This is a genomic window from Bradyrhizobium sp. P2_E8 (genome assembly GCF_056403875.1).
The window spans coordinates 1-1294 of record NZ_JBFUES010001469.1 but is presented as its reverse complement, the minus strand read 5'-3'; the positions used below and the strand labels follow the sequence as shown (position 1 = coordinate 1294).

Genomic DNA, 1294 nt, shown 5'->3' with positions numbered 1-1294 from the left:
GGCGATGTATCGCGAGCGTGCGGTGGCGTGAGGGGCCGGAAGGCCGTGCGCCGCAGACGTTGAGATCAGCGAAGGAGCGATGGCCACGCCCTTCGCGCAACACGGGCCAGGGAGAGGAGACGTCAATGTCGAAATCGTTCAGGGCGTTCGGCCTTGCGGTGAGCGCAGTCGTGCTCACGCATCTGCCGGCCGCAGCGCAAACCAAGGTCACCAACGAGGGCATCTCAGCATCCGAGATCGTCATCGGCACTCACCAGGATCTGTCGGGTCCGATCAAGGGCTGGGGCGTCCCGGTCGCAAACGGCATGAAGATGGCGACCGAGGAGATCAATGCGTCCGGCGGGATCAACGGCCGCAAGATCAAGCTGGTCGTCGAGGATAGCGGCTACGATCCGAAAAAGGCGGTGCTGGCGTCGCAAAAGCTGATCGAGCGCGACAAGATCTTCGCAATGGTGGGACCAATGGGATCGCCGACCGTGCTCGCCGCGCAGGACATCCTGCTCGACGCCGGCGTGCTTCAGCTCTTCCCGCTGACGGCGGCGGAGTTCACCTTCAAGTTCGATCCGGCCAAGCCGCAGGAGCGGCTGAAGTTCAACAACCTCCTGCCCTATGTCGAGAGCACCCGCGCCGCGCTCAAATACATGATCGAGACAAAGAATTTCAAGAAGCCGTGCATCATGCATCAGGACGACGAGTACGGAAAAAACGTGCTCGATGGTTTTAACCAGCAGCTCGCCGTCATGAAGGTGCAGCCGGCCTCGATCACGAGCTACAAGCGCGGCGCCTCCGACTTCTCGGCGCAGGTCGCCAAGATGAAGTCCGACGGCTGCGACCTCGTCGTGCTCGGTGCGGTCCTCCGTGAGCCGATCGGCACGATGAGTGAAGCGAAGAAGCTCGGCTGGGAGGTCACCTTCCTCGGTGCCACGCCCGTTAACGTGCTCGAAGTGCCGGCGCTCGGCAAGGAAGTGGTGGAAGGCTTGTATGCCGCTTCGAACTTCGAAATTCCCTACGAAGACAGCGCGAAGGGAAAGGTGAAGGACTGGCTCGTCAATTACAAGAAGATGTTCAACGCCGACGCCAACACCCAGGCGATCATCGGCTACAATGCGGTGATGACGTTCGCGCATTATGCCAACAAGGCTGGCAAGGATCTCACTGGCCAGAAGATGCTCGACGCGCTGGAGTCCGGTGACAAGTTCCAGGATATCTTCAATTCGCCGCCGACCGTGTTCTCGAAGACCAACCATCTCGCCACCACCGTCACCCAGGTGCAGCAGGTGAAGAACGGCCGCTG

Annotated in this window: 1 protein-coding gene; it reads left to right on the top strand. The window is 60.9% G+C overall.

From position 1 onward, the window contains the following. Window positions 1-125 precede the first annotated feature (125 nt). The coding region (locus AC1D00_RS41500; protein WP_477014691.1) for an ABC transporter substrate-binding protein at window positions 126-1294 on the top strand (1169 nt) is incomplete at its 3' end.